Source organism: Burkholderia cepacia (assembly GCF_001039005.1).
GTDB lineage: Bacteria > Pseudomonadota > Gammaproteobacteria > Burkholderiales > Burkholderiaceae > Burkholderia > Burkholderia theae.
Map to the genome: position 1 here is coordinate 96,001 of NZ_LDWR01000004.1, position 15,815 is coordinate 111,815.

Genomic DNA, 15,815 nt, shown 5'->3' on the forward strand with positions numbered 1-15,815 from the left:
CTATATTTGATAATTGGCGTGGCGTTTGAACCATTTTCAAATAATTTTGGAAAATCGAATGGATCGACTGGGCGATATCCGGCTGTTCGTGGAAGCGGCGGAACTGGGCAGCCTGTCCGCGGCCGGGCGCAAGCTGAACCTCACGCCGGCCGCCGCGAGCGCGCGCCTCGCGAAGCTCGAGGCGAAGACCGCGACGCGGCTGTTCGAGCGTTCGACGCGGCAATTGCGACTCACCGACGAGGGCCGGCTGTACCTGAACTGCTGCCGGCAGGCGCTACAGGCACTCGACGACGCGGACGCGATGCTGCAGGAAGGCCGCAACGTCGTCAGCGGCAAGGTGCGGCTGTCGTCGACGTCCGATTTCGGCCGCAATCAGTTGCTCGACTGGCTCGACGAATTCACGACGCGCCATCCCGACGTCACGTTCTCGCTGACGGCGTCCGATTCGTCGTCGAACCTGTGGCAGGACGAGATCGACCTCGCGATCCGCTTCGCCGCGCCGCCCGACGGCGCGCTGATCGCCCGCCGGCTCGCGACCAACCGGCGCGTGCTGTGCGCGGCGCCGTCGTTCGTCGAACGCCACGGCGTGCCGGCCGATCCGCACGATCTGGCCCGCTTTCCGTGCAACGTGATCACGATCGCGTCCGGGCCGATGAACACCTGGCACTTCACGCGCGGCGACGAGGTGCAGATCCACACGGTGCCGGTGTCGACCGCGTTCGAGACCAACGACGGCGGCCTCACGCGCGAATGGACGCTGCGCGGCCACGGCATCGCGCTGAAATCGCTGTGGGACATCGCGGACGACGTCCGCGCCGGCCGGCTGCGCGTGCTGCTGCCCGACTGGCGCCATCAGGACGCGCCGCTGCATGCGATCTATCACAGCAAGCGCTACATGGCGCCGCGCGTGCGCGTGCTGCTCGACTTTCTCGCCGAACGCTTCGCGCGCGAGGAAGCCGCGCTCGACGACCTGCTGAACGCGTGCCGCTGACGGCCGGCGCACCGCCGTCCAGGGGTCGGAACCTGACGCTCGGCGTCGCGCCGCCGCAACCGGCCGCCCGTCCGGGGCGGCGTGAAAAGCTATAATGGAAAGCTTTTCCGACGGCTTTCCATGCTTGATGCGCGCCACCTGCGTGCCGCGCGCGGCCGTCCCGATTCACCCTTGACGACGCCCCCAGGTCAACCACTGCGAACGGCGAACCCCCATGACCAAGAAAGTTTACGTAAAGACCTTCGGCTGCCAGATGAACGAGTACGACTCGGACAAGATGGTGGACGTACTCAATGCGGCCGAAGGCCTCGAAAAGACCGACACGCCGGAAGACGCGGACATCATCCTGTTCAACACGTGCTCGGTGCGTGAAAAGGCGCAGGAGAAGGTGTTCTCCGATCTCGGCCGCGTGCGCGAGCTGAAGGAAGCGAAGCCCGGCCTGCTGATCGGCGTCGGCGGCTGCGTCGCGAGCCAGGAAGGCGCATCGATCGTGTCGCGCGCGCCGTACGTCGACCTCGTGTTCGGCCCGCAGACGCTGCACCGCCTGCCGCAGATGATCGACGCGCGCCGCGAGAGCGGCCGCGCGCAGGTCGACATCTCGTTCCCCGAGATCGAGAAGTTCGACCACCTGCCGCCCGCGCGCGTCGAGGGGCCGAGCGCGTTCGTGTCGATCATGGAAGGCTGCTCGAAGTACTGCAGCTACTGCGTGGTGCCGTACACGCGCGGCGACGAGGTATCGCGCCCGCTCGACGACGTGCTGACCGAAGTGGCCGGCCTCGCCGACCAGGGCGTGCGCGAAGTCACGCTGCTCGGCCAGAACGTGAACGCCTATCGCGGCGCGCTGACGGCCGGTGCGTCCGAGATCGCCGATTTCGCGACGCTGATCGAATACGTCGCCGACATCCCCGGCATCGAGCGGATCCGCTATACGACGTCGCACCCGAAGGAATTCACGCAGCGCCTGATCGACACCTACGCGAAGGTGCCGAAGCTCGTGAGCCACCTGCACCTGCCGGTCCAGCACGGCTCCGACCGCATCCTGATGGCGATGAAGCGCGGCTACACGGTGCTCGAATACAAGTCGGTGATCCGCAAGCTGCGCGCGATCCGCCCCGACCTGTCGCTGTCGACCGACATGATCGTCGGCTTCCCCGGCGAGACCGAGGACGATTTCGACAAGATGATGGCGCTCGTGCACGAGATGAGCTACGACACGAGCTTCTCGTTCATCTACAGCCCGCGCCCCGGCACGCCGGCCGCGAACCTGCACGACGACACGCCGCGCGAAGTGAAGCTCAAACGCCTGCAACATCTGCAGGCGACCATCGAGGAAAACGTCGCGCGCATCAGCCAGTCGATGGTCGGAAAGGTCGAGCGGATCCTCGTCGAGGGCCCGTCGCGCAAGGACCCGAACGAACTCGCGGGCCGTACCGAGAACAACCGGGTCGTGAATTTCCCGGCGCCGCTCGCATCGCACCCGCGCCTGATCGGCCAGATGATCGACGTGAAGATCAACCATGCGTACCCGCACTCGCTGCGCGGCGAGCTCGTGCTCGTCAGCGACGACGCGAGCGCGGCCACCCACTGACTGACGCATCACCGGAGCCCGACGCCACTTTGAAGACCACCCAACCCCTGGAATTCATCGCGCCGCGCGACGACAACGCGCGCCTCGCCAATCTCTGCGGCCCGCTCGACGAAAACCTGCGGCAGATCGAACAGGCGCTCGACGTGACGCTCGCGCGACGCGGCCACCGGATCACGATCCGCGGGCGCGGCGCCAAGCTCGCGCTCGCGGCGCTCGACAACTTCTACAACCGCGCGCGCGATCCGCTGTCGGTCGACGACATCCAACTCGCGCTGGTCGAAGTGCGCCACACCGCCGGCAACGGCCGGGAGACCACGCTCGACGTGCGATTCCGCGGCGACCCCGATCATCCGTTCGACGAGCCGGTCGTGCAGCTCGACGACGAGGCGCTCGAAGAGCAGGGGCCGAAGCTCTACACGCGGCGCGCCGACTTGCGCGGCCGCACGCCCGCGCAGCGCGAATACCTGAAACAGATCCTGTCGCACGACGTGACGCTCGGCATCGGGCCGGCCGGCACCGGCAAGACCTACCTCGCGGTCGCTTGCGCGGTCGACGCGCTCGAGCGCGACCAGGTCAAGCGGATCGTGCTGACGCGCCCGGCCGTCGAGGCCGGCGAGCGGCTCGGCTTCCTGCCGGGCGACCTCGCGCAGAAGGTCGACCCGTATCTGCGACCGCTGTACGACGCGCTGTACGACCTGCTCGGCTTCGACAAGACGGCGAAGATGTTCGAGCGCCAGATGATCGAGATCGCGCCGCTCGCGTACATGCGCGGCCGCACGCTGAATCACGCGTTCATCATCCTCGACGAGGCGCAGAACACCACGCCCGAACAGATGAAGATGTTCCTCACGCGGATCGGCTTCGGCTCGAAGGCGGTCGTGACCGGCGACACGAGCCAGGTCGACCTGCCGCGCGGCCACAAGAGCGGCCTCGTCGAGGCGCAGCAGGTACTCAACGGCGTGCGCGGCATCGCGCTCACGCGCTTCACGAGCGCGGACGTCGTGCGCCATCCGCTCGTCGCGCGCATCGTCGAGGCGTACGACGAATTCCACGCGCAGCACCAGGACGGCTGACCGGCCGGCGGCGCCCGCGCGCTGCCCCGGCATCCCGGCCCGGCCCGCCAGACGGCGCGCCGGGCTTTTTTTCGCCCGCGCGAATTCGGGTGCGATCGGCCGTTTGGTGTATCCTCAACGCGTCCCAATCGCCGCACGCGTCATGAAATCCTCCCGTTCTCGCAAGTCCGGGCGCGCCCAGTCCACCGCGCCCGAATCTCCCCGTCTTTCGCTGTTCGATGCGAAGGGCAAGGCCCGGACCGTCAACGCGCAAGGGCTGCGGATCGACTTCCCGGACGGTCGCAGCCTGATGTTCGACCTGTCGGGCAGCTCGGGCGACGCGGCCGTCGCGATCGTCGCTCAGCACAACGATCCGGCGATGCGCGCGAAGCTCGCGCTGCAACCCGAACACTACGACAGCGTGACGCTGCACGTGGGTGCCGAGCCCGCGCCGCGCGAAGACGAAACCGACGACGAGTTGCTCGAGCTGGAACTCGACCTGTCCGTGCAGTACGGCGACGAGATCACGAGCGACGTGCGCAAGACGCTACCCAAGCGCAAGCTGATCGCCGAATGGATCGAGCCGGCGCTGTTCGCCAGCGCGCAGCTCACCGTGCGCTTCGTCGGCGAAGTGGAAGGCCGCACGCTGAACGACGGCTACCGCCACAAGGACTACCCGACCAACGTGCTGACCTTCGCATACGACGCGGCGCCCGACGGCACCGTGATCGGCGACCTCGTGCTGTGCTGCCCGGTCGTCGAGAAGGAAGCGCACGACCAGGGCAAGCCGCTCGCGGCCCACTACGCGCACCTGCTGGTGCACGGCGCGCTGCACGCGCAGGGCTACGACCACGAGACGAGCGACGAGGACGCGGCCGAAATGGAAGCGCTCGAAGTCGACATCCTCGCGAAGCTGGGCTTCCCGAATCCGTATCAGTAAGTCAGTCGCCCGATGCGCAACGCCGCGATGCTCCCGCCCGCCTACCCGCCGTCGATCGGCGACGGGCGGCTGCTGACGGAAGACGAGCTCGCGGCATCGCTCGCGCACACGATGCGCGACTGGGACGGCCGGCAGGATCTCTGGCTGTTCGGTTATGGCTCGCTGATCTGGAACCCGGGCTTGCCGACCGTTGCCGCCGTGCACGGCAAGGTACACGGCTACCATCGCGGGCTCTACCTGTGGTCGCGCGTGAACCGCGGCACGCCCGAACGCCCGGGCCTCGTGCTTGCGCTCGATCGCGGCGGCTCGTGCTCCGGCATTGCGTTCCGGCTCGCGGGCCCGACTGCGCAGCCGCACCTCGAGACGCTGTGGAAACGCGAGATGCCGATGGGGTCGTATCGGCCCGCGTGGCTGCCGTGCTCGCTCGAGAACGGCGAACGCGTGAACGCGCTCGCGTTCGTGATGCGCCGCGACGCGCCGACCTATACGGGCAAGCTGTCCGACCCCGTCGTGAAGGAAGTTTTCAGCTGCGCGGCCGGCCGCTACGGTACGACGCTCGACTACGTGAGCCGCACGGTCGACGCGCTGCGCGCGAGCGGCATCCCCGATCGCGCGCTGGAAGGGCTGCTCGCGCGATGCCGGTGACGCCACGCGCCGCCCCGCTTGCCGCCACCCGATGCCGCACTCCCCGCTGATTCGAACGAGGCCCCTGCCGATGAAACCGTCACATTGGTCGCGCTGCAAGATCGCCGCGCTGCTCGTCGCCGCGAGCGTCGCGCTGTCCGGCTGCGGAATATTCGGTTGCGGCGGCGCCGCGAGCAACGGCGGAGCCGCCGGCGGCTGCGCGGCCGGCATGCGGTTCTGAGCCGCGCGCCGAACGCGATCGCATGCGGCAGAATGCCGCCGGCGCCGCCCGGCCGGCCGGGCGCCCTTCCACGTCATACCGGCCCGCTCTTCCCGCACCCGTTTTTTGCCGCTGCTGCGCCGCCGGCCTTTTCTGAGATAGGATGGACACAAGGACGATGTCGCGCCCGGCGCGGCCGTCCGCGAGCGGGGCCCGCGCGAGCTGCCCACCCTGGCCGTGCGGCCGGTGTGACACGGTCGCGTCGTGCCCTTGGTGTATCCTTGCCTACTCCGTGACAGCGCGCCCCGGCACGACCCGGGCGCACCACCATGAACGATTCGTATCCCAGTCGTAAGCCAACCGACAAACCGCAAGAAAAGCGCTCATTGCTCGAGCGCCTGACCGACTTCATCTCGCCCGAGCCCGAATCCCGCGGCGAGCTGCTGGAAATCCTCCAGGACGCCCACGAACGCAACCTGATCGACGCCGACTCGCTGTCGATGATCGAAGGCGTGTTCCAGGTATCCGATCTGTGCGCCCGCGACATCATGGTGCCGCGCGCCCAGATGGACGCGATCAACATCGCGGACAAGCCCGAGGATTTCATCCCGTTCGTCCTCGAGAAGGCGCACTCGCGCTACCCCGTGTACGAGGAGAACCGCGACAACGTCATCGGCGTGCTGCTCGCGAAGGATCTGCTGCGCTTCTACGCCGAAGAAGAGTTCGACGTGCGCGGGATGCTGCGCCCGGCCGTGTTCATTCCGGAATCGAAGCGCCTGAACGTGCTGCTGCACGACTTCCGCGTGAACCGCAACCACCTGGCGATCGTCGTCGACGAATACGGCGGTGTCGCGGGGCTGATCACGATCGAGGACGTGCTCGAACAGATCGTCGGCGACATCGAGGACGAATACGACTTCGACGAGGAAGCCGGCAACATCATCTCGGGCCCGGACGGCCGCTACCGCGTGCGCGCGCTCACCGAGATCGAACAGTTCAACGACGTGTTCGGCACCGATTTCCCCGACGACGAGGTCGATACGATCGGCGGCCTGATCACCCATCATTTCGGACGCGTTCCGCACCGCGGCGAAAAGCTGCAGCTCGGCAACCTCGTGTTCGAGATCCAGCGCGGCGATGCGCGCCAGGTTCATGTGCTGCTGGTGCGCCGCAACCCGCTCACCAGCCGTCGCGCCGAAACCTCGCACGAGGACTGAGCGTCCCGCGCCAGCCGCGTTTCCTTCAACCGCTCGCCCACTTCCGCTTCACATGGACGATCCGATCCCGTCCCGCCCGGCTGGCGGCCTTCTCGCGCCGGCGCCCGGCCGCGCGCTGCCGCGCTGGCACTACCCGGCCGCGCTGCTCGCCGGCGCGGCCAATACGCTCAGCTTCGCACCGACGCCGCACGGCGGCTGGCTGCAACTCGTCGTATTCGTCTGGTTTTTCGCGCAACTGACGCGCACGTCGAGCTGGCGCGGCGCCGCGCTCACGGGCGGCGCGTTCGGCTTCGGCAACTTCATCAGCGGCATCTGGTGGCTCTACATCAGCATGCACGTGTACGGCGAGATGGCCGCGCCGCTCGCGGGCGGCGCGCTCGTGCTGTTCTCGCTGTATCTGTCGCTGTACCCGGCGTTCTCGGCCGGGCTGTGGTCGTTCTGCGCGGGGCATGCGTGGCATCGCCGCGAACCCGACCCGCGGCCGTTCTCGCCGACCTGGCACGACGCGTTCGCGTTCGCGAGCGCGTGGGCTTTCAGCGAATGGCTGCGCGGCACCCTTTTCACCGGCTTTCCATGGCTCGCGAGCGGCTACCCGCAGGTCGACGGCCCGTTCGCGGGCTTCGCGCCGATCGTCGGCGTGTACGGGATAGCCTGGGTGCTCGCGCTGTTCGCCGCGCTGGTCGTGCAGGCGCTCGCCGCCGCGCGCCCGTCGGCCGAGCATGAAAGCGGCGCCGGCGGCAACGCGCGCGTGCGAATCGCCGCGCCGGCCGGCATCGCCGTCGCGCTCGTCGCGGCCGGCCTCGGGCTGTCGCAGGTCACGTGGACCGTGCCCGCGAACGCGCCGCTAACAGTGCGGCTGCTGCAAGGCAACGTGAAGCAGGACATCAAGTTCGAGGAAGCGGGCATCGACGCGGCGATCAAGATGTACCAGCAGATGATCGTCGAGAAGCCGGCCGACCTGATCGTCACGCCCGAGACCGCGATCGCGGTGATGATCCAGGAGCTGCCCGAGCCGTTCGCCGTCGCGATCCGCAAGTTCAGCGACACAACGGGCTCGGCCGTGCTGTTCGGCGCGGTCGGCGCCTCGGTGACCGAAGACGGTCGTTACGTCGACTATACGAACAGCCTGTACGGCGTGACGCCGAACTCGCGCGACATCTATCACTACGACAAGCACCACCTCGTGCCCTTCGGCGAATTCATCCCGTGGGGCTTCCGGTGGTTCGTCGACCTGATGAAGATGCCGCTCGGCGATTTCGCGCGCGGCGCACCCGTGCAGAAGCCGTTCCTGGTGCACAACCAGCCCGTGATGGCCGACATCTGCTACGAGGACTTGTTCGGCGAGGAAATCGCCGCGACGATCCGCGACAATCCGCAGCCGCCGGGCGTGCTCGTCAACGTGACGAACCTCGCGTGGTTCGGCGACACGATCGCGCTCGACCAGCACCTGCAGATCGCGCGGATGCGTTCGCTCGAGACGGGCCGGCCGATGCTGCGCTCGACCAACACGGGGATGACGGCCGCGATCGACGCGCACGGCCGCGTGCTCGGTCAGCTGAAGCCGTTCACGATCGGCTCGCTCGACGTGCGGATCGAAGGCACCAGCGGCTTCACGCCCTACGTGACGAGCGGCAACAACATCGTGCTCGCGGTGTCGTTCGTGCTGCTCGCGTTCGGCTTCACGTTCGGGCCCGGGCTGCGCCGGCGCAACGGCCGCAGGAACGGCGACGACCAGCAGGCCTGACGCGGCAGGCGGCCGCCGCGCGCGGCGGCCCGCGACCGCGAACCGGTCGGCCGCTCAGCCCTGCCGCGCCGGCTGCGCGGCCAGGCTCCGCAGGTCGCGACTCACGCCCTCCATCACCGGCTCCCACGCGCCGAACGTCCGTTGCCGGTACAGCGTCGCGGTCGGATACCACGGGCTGTCGCGGCGCTCGAGCAGCCACGGCCAGTGCGGATTCACGTCGAGCAGCACCCAGGTGCGCGCGCCGAGCGCGCCCGACAGGTGCGCGACCGACGTGCACACGGTAATCACCAGATCCAGCGCGCCGATGAACGCGGCCGTATCGTCGAAGCTCGTCAGTTCCGCCGTCCAGTCCTCGATCGCGAAGCCGGCCGCGCGCGCCGCCGCGACATCCGCGTGCGCGCCTGGCTGCAGCGAATGAAACGCGACGCCGTCGATCCCGCGGAACGCATCGGCATAACGCTTGAGCCCGACGCGCCGGAACGGATTGCGCTGGTGGCCCGCACTACCCGTCCACACGAGCCCGACCTTCAGCCGGCCGTCGCCCGCGAGCCGCGCGCGCCACGCATCGCGCGCGCGCGGATCGGCCCGCAGGTACGGCACCGACGATCCGAGCGTCTCGTTCTCCATGCCGAGCATCAGCGGCAGGCCGATCAGCGGCACTTCGTAATCGAATGCGGGCAGCACGTCGACACCGCCGCCCGCGCCGAACGCGTCCGCATGCGCACCGAGGCTGCGCTGCATCAGCGTGCCCACTTGCGGGAACGTATTCCACACGAGCCGGCCGCCCTCGCGATGCACGCGCTCGGCGAGCGGCGCGACGAAGCGGCTGAACTGCAGCACGTCGCCGAGCCCCTGCTCGCCCCACACGAGCAGCGTCTTGCCCGCGAGCGGCTCGCCCTGCCAGCGCGGGCCCGGCAGTACCGGCCGGCGGCCGCGCAGCTCGCCCGCGCCGTCCCAGCGCGCCTCGTGGCCGCGCCAGCCGGCCGCGTAATTGCCGCGCACGAGCTGGATGATCGCGAGGTTGAAACGGAACGACGCGTCGTCGGGCGCCAGCTCGCACGCGCGCGCCGCGAAACGCTCGGCATCGTCCCAGCGCTGCGCCTCCTTCATCGCCATCGCGACGTTGTTCATCGCGAGCCCGTTGTCGGGCGCGAGGTCCGCGAGCCGCGCGGCGCACGCGAGCGCGCCGTCCAGGTCGTGCGTCGCGATCCGCGCGACGACGAGGTTGATCCACGCCTGCACGTCGCGCGGATCGGCAATCACGGCCGCGTCGAGCAGCGCGATCTCCTCCGCGCGGTCGCCGCCCGACAGCCGCAGCGCGATCGCGAGGTTGTTGCGCAGCGACGGCCAGCCGGCATCGACCGCAAGCGCGGCGCGGTACGGCGCGATGGCGTCCGCGTGACGGCCGGCCATCTGCAGCGCGTAGCCGTGATTGAAGTGCGCGGCGGCACCCGGCTGCACGCGCGCCGCGCATTCGGCGAGCGCGAGCGCGTCGGCCACGCGCTGCCGCGCGACGAGCGCCACCGTGAGTTGCGCGAGCGCATCGGCGTCGACCGCATGCAGATGGGCGGCGGCGGCGAGCCACAGATCGTGCGCGGCGCGCTCGCCGCGCGCCTGCGCATCGGCGGCCTGCCCGAGCAGCGCAAGCAATGGCGGAAGCAGCGGAATGAGGATGTCGGTCGAGTCGTCCATGCAATCGGGATCGGCAAGCGGTGGCGCGGCACGCGTCGCGCGCCGCAATACGCGCATCTTACCGCCCGCACGGAGCGGCGCGGAACCTGCGGCCCGAACAGGCGCGACGGGGCCTTCTGCCGCGTTCCGGCCGCATCCGGTCGCCGATCCGGTAAAATTACGCGTTTCAGCACACTAACAAGCCGCGCCGCCGCGCGAGCCGACCCTCCGGGCCCGCCCGGAGCGCCGCCCGCAACGGAGCGCCAGCGCCACGAAGGCTCTTCATGCTTACGTTTCAGCAAATCATCCTGACGCTGCAGTCCTACTGGGACAAGCAGGGTTGCGCTCTGCTCCAGCCCATCGACATGGAAGTCGGCGCGGGCACGTCGCACGTCCACACGTTCCTGCGCGCGGTCGGCCCCGAGCCGTGGCGCGCCGCCTACGTGCAGCCGTCGCGCCGCCCGAAGGACGGCCGCTACGGCGAGAACCCGAACCGCCTGCAGCACTACTACCAGTACCAGGTCGTGCTCAAGCCGGCGCCGGAGAACATCCTCGACCTGTACCTCGGCTCGCTCGAAGCGCTCGGCTTCGACCTGAAGCAGAACGACGTGCGCTTCGTCGAGGACGACTGGGAAAACCCGACGCTCGGCGCATGGGGCCTCGGCTGGGAAGTGTGGCTCAACGGGATGGAAGTCACGCAGTTCACGTATTTCCAGGAGGTCGGCGGCCTCGAATGCAAGCCCGTGCTCGGCGAAATCACGTACGGCCTCGAGCGCCTCGCGATGTACCTGCAGAAGGTCGAGAACGTGTACGACCTCGTGTGGACCGAGTGGGAAGAGCAAGGCCCGAACGGCCCCGAGCTGCGCCGCCTGTCGTATGGCGACGTGTACCACCAGAACGAAGTCGAGCAGTCGACCTACAACTTCGAGCACGCGAACGTCGATCTGCTGTTCACGTTCTTCAACAGCTACGAAGCCGAAGCGAAGCGGATGATCGACGCGCAGCTCGCGCTGCCCGCGTACGAACTCGTGCTGAAGGCCGGCCACACGTTCAACCTGCTCGATGCGCGCGGCGCGATCTCGGTGACCGAGCGCGCGGCATACATCGGCCGCATCCGCGCGCTGTCGCGTCTCGTCGCACAGGCTTATTACGACTCGCGCGAGAAGCTCGGCTTCCCGATGCTCGGCAACCCGCCGGGCGTGCCGGGCCTCACCACCGACGCCCAGGAAGCCGCGCAACCGGCATGGGCGCCGCCGCTCAAGGTCGAACGCAAGATCGATCAGGACTGACGAGACGAGATTTATTCCAAACATGACGCACAATCATCCCGCCCCCCTGCTCGTCGAACTGCTGACCGAAGAGCTGCCGCCGAAGGCCCTCGCGCGCCTCGGCGACGCATTCGCCGAAGGTCTCGCGCAACGCCTCGCGGCGCGCGACCTCGTCGAAGGCGAACTCGTGTTCGAACGCTACGCCACGCCGCGCCGCCTCGCCGTCGTCGTGCAGAACGTGCGCGCCGTCGCGCCGGACAAGCAGGTCCGCGAAAAGGTCCTGCCCGTGTCGGTCGCGCTCGACGCGGAAGGCAAGCCGACGGCCCCGCTCGCGAAGAAGCTCGCGGCGCTCGGCCACCCGAACCTGTCGATCGCCGATCTCGAGCGCGCGCAGGACGGCAAGGCCGAAGCGTTCTTCGTCAACTATTCGGCAGCCGGCGCGACGCTCGCCGACGGCCTGCAGGCCGCGCTCGACGAAACGCTCGCGAAGCTGCCGATCCCGAAGTTCATGACCTACCAGCGCCCGGACGGCTCCGACGTGAAGTTCGTGCGCCCCGTGCATCGCCTGACGGTGCTGCATGACGATCGCGTCGTGCCCGTCACCGCATTCGGCATCGACGCCGGCGACACCACGCTCGGCCATCGCTTCCTGTCCGACGGCCTCGTCGCGATCCAGCACGCAAGCGCGTATGCCGACACGCTGCGCGACAAGGGCCGCGTGATCGCGCACTTCGTCGACCGCCGCGAAACGATCCGCACGCAACTGAACGAACACGCGAACGGCGACACGGTCGTGATGCCCGAATCGCTGCTCGACGAAGTGACGTCGCTGGTCGAATGGCCGGTCGTCTACCCGTGCCGCTTCGAGGACGAATTCCTGCAGGTTCCGCAGGAATGCCTGATCCTCACGATGCAGACGAACCAGAAGTATTTCGCGCTGACCGACGTCGAAGGCAAGCTGCGCTCGCGCTTCCTGATCGTGTCGAACATCGCGACCAAGACGCCGGGCGAGATCATCGAAGGCAACGAGCGCGTCGTGCGCCCGCGCCTCGCCGATGCGAAGTTCTTCTTCGAGCAGGACAAGAAGAAGCCGCTCGCCGACCGCGTGCCGCAGCTCGCGAACGTCGTGTATCACAACAAGCTCGGTTCGGCGCTCGCGCGCGTCGAGCGCCTCGAGGCGCTGGCCGGCGAGATCGCGCCCGCGATCGGCGCCGACGCCGCGCACGCGCAGCGTGCCGCGCGCCTGGCGAAGGCCGACCTGCTGACCGACATGGTCGGCGAGTTCCCGGAACTGCAGGGCACGATGGGCACGTACTACGCGCGCCACGACGGCGAAGCCGACGACGTCGCCCTCGCATGCGCCGAGCATTACCAGCCGCGCTTCTCCGGCGACACGCTGCCGACCACGCCCGTGTCGACCGCCGTCGCGCTCGCCGACAAGCTCGAGACGATCGTCGGCATCTGGGGCATCGGCCTCGCGCCGACCGGCGAGAAGGATCCGTTCGCACTGCGCCGTCACGCGCTCGGCGTGCTGCGCCTGCTGCTCGAGAAGCAGCTGCCGCTCGATCTCGTGTCGCTGCTGCGCACGACCCATGCGCGCTTCGAAGGCGTGCCGGGCGTGGCCGAATCGACCGACGCCATCTTCGCGTTCTTCATCGATCGCCTGCGCGGCCTGCTGCGCGAGCGCGGCTATTCGGCCGGCGAAGTCGACGCGGTGCTGAGCCTGAACCCGACGCGCGTCGACGATCTCGTCGCGCGTCTCGACGCGGTGCGCGAGTTCACGCGCCTCGCGGAAGCCGAAGCGCTCGCGGCCGCGAACAAGCGGATCTCGAACATCCTGAAGAAATCGGAAGGCGGCGCGACCGGCACGGTGCAGCCGGCGCTGCTCGTCGAAGCCGCAGAGAAGGCGCTGCACGAACAACTCACGGCCGTGACGCCGCACGTGCAGTCGCAGCTCGAGGCGCGTGCGTACACGGGCGCGCTGTCGGCGCTCGCCGCGCTGCGCGTGCCGGTCGACACGTTCTTCAACGACGTGATGGTCAACGCGGAGGATCCCGCGCTGCGAGCGAACCGTCTCGCACTGCTGTCCGCGCTGCACCAGCAGATGAACTGCGTCGCCGACATCTCGAAGCTCGCCGCATAAGGGCCGCACGATGCCGACCAGCCCCAACCGAAAGCTCGTCGTCCTCGACCGGGACGGCGTGATCAACGTCGATTCGGATGCGTTCATCAAGACGCCCGACGAATGGATCGCGCTGCCCGGCAGCCTCGAGGCGATCGCCCGGCTCAACCACGCAGGCTATCGCGTGGTCGTCGCGACCAACCAGTCCGGCATCGGTCGCGGGCTGTTCGACATGGCCACGCTCAACGAGATGCACCTGAAGATGCATCGCGCGGCGGCCGCGGTCGGCGCGCGCATCGACGCGGTGTTCTTCTGCCCGCATACGGCCGAGGATCACTGCGACTGCCGCAAGCCGAATCCCGGCATGATGCAGATGATCACCGAACGCTTCGAGATCGATCCCGATCACACGCCGGTCGTCGGCGATTCGCTGCGCGACCTGCAGGCCGGCGTCGCGGTCGGCTTCCAGCCGCACCTCGTGCTGACCGGCAAGGGCAAGAAAACGCTCGCCGCGGGCAATTTGCCGTCCGGCACGAAGGTCCACGACGACCTGCGCGCGTTCGCGCTCGATTTCCTTTCACACGAACACGAGTGATGCAGCCGCCGCGCGCATCCTCCCTAACGCCAGACCCACGCCGATGCGCTTCGTCCGCTCCCTGCTGCTCCTGATTTACTTCATCCTGTACACGGTGCCGTACGCCACCGCGTGCTTCATCGCGTTCCCGTTCATGCGCCCCGACGCGCGCTACTGGATGGCGGCCGGCTGGTGCAAATCGACGCTGTGGGTCGTGCGCTGGCTGAACGGCATCCGCTACCGGATCGAAGGGATGGACAACCTGCCCGACGGCCCGGCCGTGCTGCTGTCGAAGCATCAGTCCGCGTGGGAAACGCTCGCGTTTCCAGCGCTGATGCCGAAGCCGCTCTGCTACGTGTTCAAGCGCGAGCTGCTGTACGTGCCGTTCTTCGGCTGGGCGCTCGGGATGCTGCACATGGTCAACATCAACCGCAAGGAAGGCAAGAACGCGTTCACCTCGGTGATCCGCCAGGGCAAGAAGCGCCTGTCGGAAGGCGCGTGGATGATCATGTTCCCCGAAGGCACGCGCACGCCGGTCGGCAAGCAGGGCAAGTACAAGACGGGCGGCGCACGCTTCGCGATCGAAACCGGCACGCCCGTCGTGCCGATCGCACACAATGCAGGACGGGTGTGGCCGCGCAACTCGTTCACGAAATTCCCGGGTGTCGTCACCGTGTCGATCGGCAAACCGATCCCCGTCGAGGGGCTGACGCCCGATGCATTGAACTCGCAGGTCGAAGCATGGATCGAAGCGGAAATGCGCCGCATCGATCCCGACTCCTATCGCCAGGCGGGCAATGCAGGCACGCGCGATGCCGCGCGCGTCTGAATCCCCCGGATTGCAGCCGTTGCATACGACAACAAGAAGCGAACTGATGAAACAGCGTCCGCGGCCACGGCCTGCCGTCGTGGCCCTCGATCATCGCCAGATGGATCTGCCGCTCTTCGACGGGCCGGCCGCCGCACCGTCGGCGCCCGCCAAACCGCCGGCGCCCCCCGAAGCGGCGCCCGCAGCGCCTCTCGATCCGGGCCCGGCACCCGATCGCTCGCGCGTGCGCACGTTCGCCCTCGACAGCCGCGTGCTCGAATACCGCCTGAAGCGCTCGGCGCGCCGCACGATCGGCTTCACGATCGACGGCAGCGGGCTGTCGATCACCGCACCGCGCTGGGTCACGCTCGCCGACATCGAAGCCGCGATCTCCGAGAAACAGCGCTGGATCTTCGCGAAGCTCGCCGAGTGGAAGACACGCACCGAGCAGCGCGCGCTGCCGCAGATCGACTGGCGCGACGGCGCAGAGCTTCCGTATCTCGGCAAGACGGTGACGATCGCGCTCGGCGCGGGCGCCGTCGCGTTCGATGCCGACGCGTTGCGGCTCTCGCTGCCGCTGCCCGTGCAGGCCGACATGCAGCAGATCAAGGATCGCGTGCAGGGCTGGCTGCAGGGCGAGGCCAAGCGGATCTTCGGCGAACGCCTCGCGGTCTATGCGGAAATGCTCGGCGTCACGTATTCGATGTACGCGCTGTCGTCCGCCGCGACGCGCTGGGGCAGTTGCTCGAGCGACGGCAAGATCCGCCTGAACTGGCGGCTCATCCATTTCCCGATGTCGATCATCGACTACGTCGTCGCGCACGAGCTGTCGCACCTGCGCGAGATGAACCACAGCCCGGCCTTCTGGCAGACCGTCGAATCGATCTTCCCCGAGTTCCGCGAGGCACGTCACACGCTCAAGCATCATCCGCCCGAGCTGCTGCCGTCGTTGTAACGTCCGCCGCCTTGCCGTAAACGCGAACGGGCGATGCGGGT

At 68.4% G+C, this 15,815-nt stretch carries 14 protein-coding genes; 13 read left to right on the forward strand and 1 reads right to left on the reverse strand.

Going from position 1 to position 15,815, the window contains the following annotated elements; genetic code table 11:
* Positions 1–58 precede the first annotated feature (58 nt).
* The 8 genes from VL15_RS01480 (at position 59) to lnt (ending at position 8,376) form a co-directional block, all read left to right on the forward strand.
* The gene (locus VL15_RS01480) at positions 59–991 is read left to right on the forward strand and encodes a LysR family transcriptional regulator (RefSeq protein WP_048242708.1); all 933 of its coding nucleotides are present in this window, start codon (positions 59–61) and stop codon (positions 989–991) included.
* Between the two features lie 214 nt (positions 992–1,205).
* Positions 1,206–2,579: a tRNA (N6-isopentenyl adenosine(37)-C2)-methylthiotransferase MiaB gene (gene miaB / locus VL15_RS01485; protein WP_048242709.1), complete on the forward strand. Its 1,374-nt coding sequence runs from the start codon at positions 1,206–1,208 to the stop codon at positions 2,577–2,579.
* 29 nt (positions 2,580–2,608) lie between these two features.
* Positions 2,609–3,652 (forward strand): PhoH family protein, encoded by a 1,044-nt coding sequence (locus VL15_RS01490; protein WP_048242710.1) that lies wholly within the window; start codon positions 2,609–2,611, stop codon positions 3,650–3,652.
* A 142-nt stretch (positions 3,653–3,794) separates the two neighbouring features.
* Entirely contained in the window at positions 3,795–4,571 is a 777-nt protein-coding gene (gene ybeY, locus VL15_RS01495) for an rRNA maturation RNase YbeY (protein WP_048242711.1), read from the forward strand.
* Between the two features lie 12 nt (positions 4,572–4,583).
* Positions 4,584–5,216: a gamma-glutamylcyclotransferase gene (locus tag VL15_RS01500; RefSeq protein WP_048242712.1), complete on the forward strand. Its 633-nt coding sequence runs from the start codon at positions 4,584–4,586 to the stop codon at positions 5,214–5,216.
* Positions 5,217–5,286: 70 nt separating this feature from the next.
* The gene (locus tag VL15_RS42570; RefSeq protein ID WP_196319532.1) at positions 5,287–5,436 is read left to right on the forward strand and encodes a hypothetical protein; all 150 of its coding nucleotides are present in this window, start codon (positions 5,287–5,289) and stop codon (positions 5,434–5,436) included.
* Positions 5,437–5,744: 308 nt separating this feature from the next.
* Entirely contained in the window at positions 5,745–6,632 is an 888-nt protein-coding gene (locus VL15_RS01505; protein WP_048242713.1) for an HlyC/CorC family transporter, read from the forward strand.
* Between the two features lie 52 nt (positions 6,633–6,684).
* Positions 6,685–8,376, forward strand: a complete 1,692-nt coding sequence (gene lnt / locus VL15_RS01510; RefSeq protein WP_048242714.1) for an apolipoprotein N-acyltransferase — start codon at positions 6,685–6,687, stop codon at positions 8,374–8,376.
* Between the two features lie 54 nt (positions 8,377–8,430).
* Here the strand turns inward: lnt and VL15_RS01515 are convergent, their stop codons facing one another.
* Positions 8,431–10,068: a tetratricopeptide TPR_2 repeat protein gene (locus tag VL15_RS01515; protein ID WP_048242715.1), complete on the reverse strand. Its 1,638-nt coding sequence runs from the start codon at positions 10,066–10,068 to the stop codon at positions 8,431–8,433.
* 263 nt (positions 10,069–10,331) lie between these two features.
* Here VL15_RS01515 and glyQ point away from each other — a divergent pair, with 263 nt between their 5' ends.
* The 5 genes from glyQ to VL15_RS01540 are packed head-to-tail and all read left to right on the forward strand — an operon-like array spanning position 10,332 to position 15,774.
* A complete protein-coding gene (glyQ, locus tag VL15_RS01520; RefSeq protein WP_080970672.1) occupies positions 10,332–11,336 on the forward strand; it encodes a glycine--tRNA ligase subunit alpha in 1,005 nt (334 codons plus the stop codon).
* A 22-nt stretch (positions 11,337–11,358) separates the two neighbouring features.
* Positions 11,359–13,458 carry a glycine--tRNA ligase subunit beta gene (glyS, locus tag VL15_RS01525; RefSeq protein ID WP_048242716.1) on the forward strand — a complete coding sequence of 700 codons (2,100 nt, stop codon included), beginning with the start codon at positions 11,359–11,361 and terminating at the stop codon, positions 13,456–13,458.
* A 10-nt stretch (positions 13,459–13,468) separates the two neighbouring features.
* Complete coding sequence (gmhB, locus tag VL15_RS01530; protein ID WP_048242717.1) at positions 13,469–14,032, forward strand: D-glycero-beta-D-manno-heptose 1,7-bisphosphate 7-phosphatase; 564 nt, start codon at positions 13,469–13,471, stop codon at positions 14,030–14,032.
* A gap of 43 nt (positions 14,033–14,075) precedes the next feature.
* Positions 14,076–14,840, forward strand: a complete 765-nt coding sequence (locus VL15_RS01535) for a lysophospholipid acyltransferase family protein (protein WP_048242718.1) — start codon at positions 14,076–14,078, stop codon at positions 14,838–14,840.
* A 46-nt stretch (positions 14,841–14,886) separates the two neighbouring features.
* The gene (locus tag VL15_RS01540) at positions 14,887–15,774 is read left to right on the forward strand and encodes a M48 family metallopeptidase (RefSeq protein WP_048242719.1); all 888 of its coding nucleotides are present in this window, start codon (positions 14,887–14,889) and stop codon (positions 15,772–15,774) included.
* The last annotated feature ends 41 nt before the right edge of the window (positions 15,775–15,815 follow it).

Bases quoted from the DNA above. Each gene is read 5' to 3' on its own strand.
- VL15_RS42570 (WP_196319532.1), top strand. From the start codon at position 5,287: ATGAAACCGTCACATTGGTCGCGCTGCAAGATCGCCGCGCTGCTCGTC.
- VL15_RS01515 (WP_048242715.1), bottom strand. From the start codon at position 10,068: ATGGACGACTCGACCGACATCCTCATTCCGCTGCTTCCGCCATTGCTT.
- VL15_RS01505 (WP_048242713.1), top strand. From the start codon at position 5,745: ATGAACGATTCGTATCCCAGTCGTAAGCCAACCGACAAACCGCAAGAA.
- gmhB (WP_048242717.1), top strand. From the start codon at position 13,469: ATGCCGACCAGCCCCAACCGAAAGCTCGTCGTCCTCGACCGGGACGGC.
- VL15_RS01535 (WP_048242718.1), top strand. From the start codon at position 14,076: ATGCGCTTCGTCCGCTCCCTGCTGCTCCTGATTTACTTCATCCTGTAC.
- glyS (WP_048242716.1), top strand. From the start codon at position 11,359: ATGACGCACAATCATCCCGCCCCCCTGCTCGTCGAACTGCTGACCGAA.
- VL15_RS01480 (WP_048242708.1), top strand. From the start codon at position 59: ATGGATCGACTGGGCGATATCCGGCTGTTCGTGGAAGCGGCGGAACTG.
- miaB (WP_048242709.1), top strand. From the start codon at position 1,206: ATGACCAAGAAAGTTTACGTAAAGACCTTCGGCTGCCAGATGAACGAG.
- glyQ (WP_080970672.1), top strand. From the start codon at position 10,332: ATGCTTACGTTTCAGCAAATCATCCTGACGCTGCAGTCCTACTGGGAC.
- VL15_RS01540 (WP_048242719.1), top strand. From the start codon at position 14,887: ATGAAACAGCGTCCGCGGCCACGGCCTGCCGTCGTGGCCCTCGATCAT.
- lnt (WP_048242714.1), top strand. From the start codon at position 6,685: ATGGACGATCCGATCCCGTCCCGCCCGGCTGGCGGCCTTCTCGCGCCG.
- VL15_RS01500 (WP_048242712.1), top strand. From the start codon at position 4,584: ATGCGCAACGCCGCGATGCTCCCGCCCGCCTACCCGCCGTCGATCGGC.
- ybeY (WP_048242711.1), top strand. From the start codon at position 3,795: ATGAAATCCTCCCGTTCTCGCAAGTCCGGGCGCGCCCAGTCCACCGCG.